Source organism: Acetobacter fallax, from assembly GCF_011516735.1.
GTDB classification, from domain to species: domain Bacteria; phylum Pseudomonadota; class Alphaproteobacteria; order Acetobacterales; family Acetobacteraceae; genus Acetobacter; species Acetobacter fallax.
In genome coordinates this window covers 1-5,976 of the sequence record NZ_WOSX01000083.1, presented here as the reverse complement: position 1 = coordinate 5,976, position 5,976 = coordinate 1, and the positions used below count along the sequence as shown (strand labels likewise).

Here is a 5,976-nt window from a genome sequence, read left to right as displayed (position 1 = left end):
ACTCGTCGCTCTCGCATACAACTGCAAAAGAATGGCACGGCTTCAAACAGCATAAGCCGGGTCAGCCTCGCCGCCGTGATCCTCAAAATGCCCAACCCGACAGACTGCTAGACCAAATGACAAATCCGCTGCCCGAAAAGTTCCTGTTCCGGAGCCGAACAAAACTCCGAAACTTAAGTGGATTGCGGCGTCAGGGATCTCGATCGTGACGCTACGCTGCGTCCATGCCGTCGTTCCCGTAATCGGTCCGGCAGGATCTTCTCCCTCCAGCCCGAGATTTTCGAATGTCAGGGGTTTCTGATTATACCCCCGGGCAGAAATCCATATCCGACCGCTGCCAGTCGCATCCGCACAATTCACCTGTGCGCGGAAACTCACTGACTGACCGCGATACCGGACCGCAGAGATGCGCTGCATGACTGTCAGGAAATCACCAGGCTTTGCGATTTCTGCTGAGCCGGACGATGCCCGGCTTTCGATCACTATGGCAGGTATGTTTTGGGGGCCTGCACCTGGCAGAAGGTCGTAGCGGAACAACTCCAGGCGCCCGCTTGCAGACCACCCTTCCGGCAGCCTGTTGGCAGCTTCGGGCTCATAAAGTACCGGCTCGGCCCTTGATGTACGGCCCCCCAGCCGGGCGGACAACACATTCCAGTCACTGTAGCCAAGCTGTTTGGCAACCAGTTCCAGAGAAGCCGAGTGGCTGATTACCAGATGTTGCCCGGCAAGCGTTTCGCGGAGAATGCGAGCCATAGTCTTTGGATTCGGGGCCTGCATAAGTCACGTCTCCGTCAGTGACGAACAACGGATTTGAGGTCAGTGCCTGCATTCCTGACATCCGTTCGTCGCATCCGGAGGGTACATGCGGAATACGGATCGACGCATTCACCGAACCGGAAGTAGTCCCGGCGCAGGCGGCGGGCTGCGTCATAAGCCCGTTGGTACCCTGCATAAAAATGCATCTTCAGACAAGAGCAACAGATAGCTGCACAGACGATTGTCTTATTTTCGGATGCTTCACGGGGAATGGAACGCAGCCAGCAACCCCAACCCGAACAAGGCCCCGGAAACAATCCGTGACACCCCCTCAGATTACCCCCGACCCATCTGGAAAACTCGGCCCCGGAAAGACTGCAAAACCGGATGACCCGGATCACCAGTCCGGAATCGGGAGCCCTGCCCACACCCAGCAGGGAGCACGACTCCCTGCACCCTGATTTATTGAACAAACCGGCTCCCAAAGGTCCGCAACCTTTGGGAGGTGCAGGGCAGAGCCCTGTAAAGACAAATAAATCTGTCTTACTTCGTCGTGATCAGCATGATCTCAACCAGCACCCGAGGGTCAGCCAGCGTCGCCTGCACACAGGCGCGGGCAGGGGCCATACCAGTCGGAAGCCATGCGCTCCATACGCGGTTCAGTGCTTCCCGGTCCGCAATGTCCTTCACCCAGATCTGAGCCTGAAGAATGCGCGTGTTGTCGGTGCCATGCTCTTCAAGGATCGCGTCGAGCTGCGTCAGAACGTCCTTTGTCTGCCCTTCGGCATCCAGCGACAGGTCTTTCGCCACTACGCCCTGCGTGAAGATAAAGCCGTGATACTCAACAGCTTTGGACAGAATGGCGTTCGGCTCGTTCCGCAGAATTTTACTCATGAAAATCTCCTGATCTGATGCGCAGATGCGCTGCCATAAACGGCGGGATACTCGCACGCGTCGCCGGGAAGGAGAAGCGCAGGTCCGAAATTCAAAGCCCTGAAAACCGATCCAGCGCTTCGGGCGTATCAAAATCGACGAAAATCGAAGCATCGGCAGCAACAGAAGCGCGTCGTATATCCGGCAGCCGCAGCAGCTTTCTGGCTCCTTCGTCACCGCGCAGCGCCATTAGCACCCCGAATCGCCGCGCATCCCACAAAACAGGATTGCCAATACGCCCGTCGCACTCCGGAACCACAACATCAGCACCCGTCGCAGCATGACAGTCCACCAAAGCATCAATCATGGCAGACCGGATCAGCGGCATATCGCCAGGACAGATAACAGCACCGTCTGCCTGCCAGTCGCGGGCACACGCAATTCCCGCCCGAAGGGACATCGAAAGCCCCTGCGATACGTCAGCCGACTGCCGGATCGCAAATCGCACGCCCACCATCGGCTCCGGCACTCGCTCGGAAGCCTGCGCCACCAGCCCCGCGATATCCGGCACCACGACACAAATCCCGGACACTTTGCTTGCCGTAATCTGCGTTAGTGTCCTGGCAATCATCGTCTGCCCCGACGCATCCGTTGCCAGAAGCTTGTGCCGGTCACCGGTCCGCGATGACCGCCCCGCCGCAAGAACGACAGCAACCACCCCCGGCACGGCTATAAAGAATCCCGCCCGGACCCGACGCTGCACGAGGCATCGCTGCTCCCGGAGCCTCCGACCGATGACCACCAGTCCTCCTCCCGAACCGCCAGCGGAGAGCCTCGCCGCACAGCAATAATGTCAGCCAGGATGGAGACAGCTATTTCCGGCGCACCGATAGCCCCTATGGGCAAACCAACAGGCCCGCGAATCTTCTTCAGAAGATGTTCCGCCAGCCCCTCGTTTTTCAGACGCTTCAGTCTCGCCGCATGAGTCCGCCGCGAACCCAGCGCCCCGATATAGAAAGCGGGGCTCTGAACAGCCACGGAAAGAGCCGGGTCGTCGAGTTTGGAATCATGAGTAAGGGTGACAACCGCTGTCCGCGAATCGATTGCCAGAGCAGCCAGCGCTTCATCCGGCCAGTCAGTAATAAGGGACGCATCCCGAAATCGCTCTGGTGTAGCGAGACTGCTGCGCGGGTCCACAATGATCGTTTCAAAGCCGATGGCCGATGCCATGGTCGTCAGCGTTTGCGCAATATGCACTGCACCGGTGACAATCAGCCGCAAAGGGGGAGGGATGCTCTGCAGGAACCACGATTGCCCGTTCGCGTCGTCCTGTTGCAGGCATTCACCTTCTGCAAGTTCATCTGCTTTGCTCATAAGAGCGAGCGGCACGCAATCCGATTGCGGTTCTGTTTGCGCACCCGTGACAACAGCGTGGCTGCATCCATCCAGGGCTCTGATAAGCGTCACCGCATTCCGCTGACCCATACCGGAAATGACCTGTTTAAGGAGTTCGACACTAAAAGTGCCGAGCGGATACGATGCAGTGCGGATCGCTTCCACAAAGACTGTCAGAGTGCCGCCACAAGCGAGGCGCACCGCCCATTCCCCGGCATCCGAACCGCCGTAATGAAGCAGCGCCGGCGGCGCGCCCGCAAGGATATCACGTGCCACCGTGATGACAGCACCTTCAACGCAGCCACCACTTACAGAGCCTTCAATACGACCGCCGGATCCGATCACCATCGTGCTGCCGGGAGGGCGGGGAGCGCTGCCAGACGTCCCGACAACGGTCGCCATCACCACGCCCTGGCCCTCAGAAGCCCAGGAAAGAGCATAATGGAACGGATCGGCAGGCAGTCCGGGAAGCGCGCTGTCAGGCATGCAAGTCACTGTATCAGATCGCATGCGGGGCACTAGCATCGTTCTCGCATTGGGGGGTTGCCCAAACGAGCCACAGGGCTCATCTCTCCCCGCAGAAGAGATCCGTGCTCAGGGTAAGACATCAGAGCACCAACCGATGGAAGGCTATGATTATGGTAAACAGTTTTGACGGTGAGACAGCCTATGTCGTCGTCGATGGCCAGAAGGCGAAGTTTTTCAAACACAAGGAAGGACGGTTTGAAGAGATAGCCTCCATCAACTCTGCTAAGCACGAAGGGACGCCGGGCATGACGCCGTCAGGCTCATCTCTCGGCGAGCAGAAAAAGGATGCATTTGCTCGCGTGGTCGCAGACCGCATGAATGAAATTACACAGAAAAGCTCAAACCTGGATGGTTTCGTAATTGCTGCTCCGGGAGAGGTTCTGCACGATCTTCGTGAGCACCTGTCTAAGCCTGCTCAACAGAAACTCATCAAAACGCTGGTGAAAGATCTGACAAATATCCCTGTGCATGATCTGCCATCTCATTTTGATATTCCGGAAACGGGCTGGAAGTCAGCCTGATCTGTAAAGTATTGAATGTCTGTCCTTCCTTCTTGTCATAAGGACAATGCTAATGAGTAGTACGGGTCGCTTCGGGGTGGAAAGGGTGCCAGTCACCCCTTTCCAGCAGAATTGTTCTCTTGTCTGGGATCCGGCGACCCGGCACGCTTTCGTTATCGACCCCGGTGGCGATGTGGATAAATTGCTTGGCCGCATTAAAGCAGCAGATCTGACCGTGGACGCTATTCTTCTGACTCATGGCCACCTGGATCACGTGGGTGGCGCGAATGCTCTGCGGAATGCGCTTGAAGCACGCCAGGGAAATGGCTCGGTAAGACTGATCGGGCCATCGAGGGAAGATGATTTTCTTCTTAATTCGGTAGAGACGCAGGCCGCTCATTTCGGGATAAACGACCTGCATAATGCACAACCGGACTGTTATACCAGTGACGGTGAAACATTTACTCTTCTAAATCGCGTTTATGAAGTAAGACACGTCCCTGGTCACACACCCGGACACGTCGTTTTCTTTGATGCCAAAGATAAAGTGGTATTCGCCGGGGACACTCTGTTCAGAGGAACAGTAGGCCGCACAGATTTCCCATACGGAGATAGTAAGCAACTGATTGATTCGATCCACGAAAAAATTATCCCTTTAGGAGATGATGTTGTGGTGTTGCCTGGTCACGGCGCGCCTACAACAGTGGGGGCGGAACGGATCAATAACCCTTTTCTGCAATGACAGGATCATTCAGACCTTATTTTTTACAGCCTGCTTCCGGTAAAATAGCTACCGAATAATAGTAAGCCCGCGCTGGTCACGATATCAAGGAGTTCAATCATCGTGTTTGTGTCTTCTGCTTCCAGAACCGCTCTGATTGTCTGCTGTCTGATAGTAGTATACCGAAGCGCCCTGGGTATCACAGCTTATGCAGCTGATTTCGGTGACGTTCCTGTAAAGGCACAGCCTCAACTGATGCGGGAGCCGCTGAGCATCGAATCAAAAAATGGGAAACATCAGTTTTCTATTGAGATTGCAAAAACGCCGCGAGAACAGGAAGTCGGTGAAATGTTCAGGCCGGACCTACCTGCGGATCGTGGGATGTTGTTTGTGTGGCCGTATGCGCAGCAAAGCGACATGTGGATGGAAAACACGCTTGCTTCACTTGATATCATTTTTATTGGGGCTGACCGGCATATTCAGTCAATTATAGAAAACACGGTTCCGGGAAGTCTGGCTCATTTGAGCAGTCATGGGCCTGTTCTGGCGACACTTGAACTGCAGGGTGGGATAACCGGGAAACTGGGAATTTCAGTTGGTGATGTTGTTAGCGTGCCATCACTTGTTCAAAAGAAATCCTGATCTCTTTTGAGACGACGGTGCTGGACGCCATGAGTGTCCATTCAGGAACATCTTGAATCATTGGAATCGCTTGTGATTCGATGATGGCGAACCGCTTTGCGGGAGTTGCCGAATGTGGGCCATTGAGAGCCGAGGTCGCTACGATGGCAGCAAACTGCGCTATCCGAGCGACCTGACGGACGCGGAACGGGCGTTTATTGATCTGTTGATTCCATCCGCCAAACCGGGCAGCAACAAGCGCCACGTCGATGAGCGGGAGATCGTGAACGGGTTACGGTGTATCCTGATTACGGGTTGCCAATGGGCGGCGCTGCCGAAAGACGCTTCCAGCGCACTGCACGGTGAATTTCAACTTCCGGCGCTGGACCGACGACCGAACGCTCGCCAGTATCCACCACTCCCTCTACATGCTGTGCTAGAGCACAATCCGATCTAATAGGTTCATTTTAAGATTCCCATACTGGTCGAAATCTGATTCATACTATGTGCCGGTATGGAGGCCGGCCCGTATGACCCGAGCCCTGTCTGCTGACCTTCGCCGCCGCACGATTGCGGCTGTTG

General features: G+C 55.7%; 8 protein-coding genes. 4 read left to right on the top strand and 4 right to left on the bottom strand.

Annotated elements, in window-relative coordinates; genetic code table 11:
• Positions 1-42 precede the first annotated feature (42 nt).
• The 4 genes from GOB85_RS18165 to GOB85_RS18150 all read right to left on the bottom strand — a co-directional run bounded on the left by GOB85_RS18165 (position 43) and on the right by GOB85_RS18150 (position 3,510).
• A complete protein-coding gene (locus tag GOB85_RS18165; RefSeq protein WP_173578778.1) occupies positions 43-753 on the bottom strand; it encodes a glyoxalase superfamily protein in 711 nt (236 codons plus the stop codon).
• A 546-nt stretch (positions 754-1,299) separates the two neighbouring features.
• Complete coding sequence (locus tag GOB85_RS18160; RefSeq protein WP_173578779.1) at positions 1,300-1,650, bottom strand: RidA family protein; 351 nt, start codon at positions 1,648-1,650, stop codon at positions 1,300-1,302.
• Between the two features lie 91 nt (positions 1,651-1,741).
• On the bottom strand, positions 1,742-2,392 hold the full coding sequence (locus GOB85_RS18155) for a nucleotidyltransferase family protein (protein WP_338421809.1): 651 nt from the start codon (positions 2,390-2,392) through the stop codon (positions 1,742-1,744).
• Positions 2,359-3,510 carry an XdhC family protein gene (locus tag GOB85_RS18150; protein ID WP_338421810.1) on the bottom strand — a complete coding sequence of 384 codons (1,152 nt, stop codon included), beginning with the start codon at positions 3,508-3,510 and terminating at the stop codon, positions 2,359-2,361. The genes GOB85_RS18155 and GOB85_RS18150 overlap by 34 nt, the downstream gene beginning before the upstream one ends.
• 152 nt (positions 3,511-3,662) lie before the next feature.
• On the opposite strand from GOB85_RS18150, the gene GOB85_RS18145 reads away from it, so the two are divergent.
• The 4 genes from GOB85_RS18145 (at position 3,663) to GOB85_RS18130 (ending at position 5,851) form a co-directional block, all read left to right on the top strand.
• Positions 3,663-4,073 carry a baeRF12 domain-containing protein gene (locus GOB85_RS18145; protein ID WP_173578781.1) on the top strand — a complete coding sequence of 137 codons (411 nt, stop codon included), beginning with the start codon at positions 3,663-3,665 and terminating at the stop codon, positions 4,071-4,073.
• A 52-nt stretch (positions 4,074-4,125) separates the two neighbouring features.
• A complete protein-coding gene (locus tag GOB85_RS18140) occupies positions 4,126-4,794 on the top strand; it encodes an MBL fold metallo-hydrolase (protein WP_173578782.1) in 669 nt (222 codons plus the stop codon).
• 150 nt (positions 4,795-4,944) lie between these two features.
• Positions 4,945-5,415: a DUF192 domain-containing protein gene (locus GOB85_RS18135; RefSeq protein WP_408737087.1), complete on the top strand. Its 471-nt coding sequence runs from the start codon at positions 4,945-4,947 to the stop codon at positions 5,413-5,415.
• A 112-nt stretch (positions 5,416-5,527) separates the two neighbouring features.
• The gene (locus GOB85_RS18130; RefSeq protein WP_173578783.1) at positions 5,528-5,851 is read left to right on the top strand and encodes a transposase; all 324 of its coding nucleotides are present in this window, start codon (positions 5,528-5,530) and stop codon (positions 5,849-5,851) included.
• Positions 5,852-5,976: the final 125 nt, after the last annotated feature.

What these genes read in the sequence shown, in the direction of transcription:
- GOB85_RS18165 (WP_173578778.1), bottom strand. Translation starts at nt 753, where the DNA reads ATGGCTCGCATTCTCCGCGAAACGCTTGCCGGGCAACATCTGGTAATC.
- GOB85_RS18160 (WP_173578779.1), bottom strand. Translation starts at nt 1,650, where the DNA reads ATGAGTAAAATTCTGCGGAACGAGCCGAACGCCATTCTGTCCAAAGCT.
- GOB85_RS18150 (WP_338421810.1), bottom strand. Translation starts at nt 3,510, where the DNA reads ATGCCTGACAGCGCGCTTCCCGGACTGCCTGCCGATCCGTTCCATTAT.
- GOB85_RS18145 (WP_173578781.1), top strand. Translation starts at nt 3,663, where the DNA reads ATGGTAAACAGTTTTGACGGTGAGACAGCCTATGTCGTCGTCGATGGC.
- GOB85_RS18140 (WP_173578782.1), top strand. Translation starts at nt 4,126, where the DNA reads ATGAGTAGTACGGGTCGCTTCGGGGTGGAAAGGGTGCCAGTCACCCCT.
- GOB85_RS18130 (WP_173578783.1), top strand. Translation starts at nt 5,528, where the DNA reads ATGTGGGCCATTGAGAGCCGAGGTCGCTACGATGGCAGCAAACTGCGC.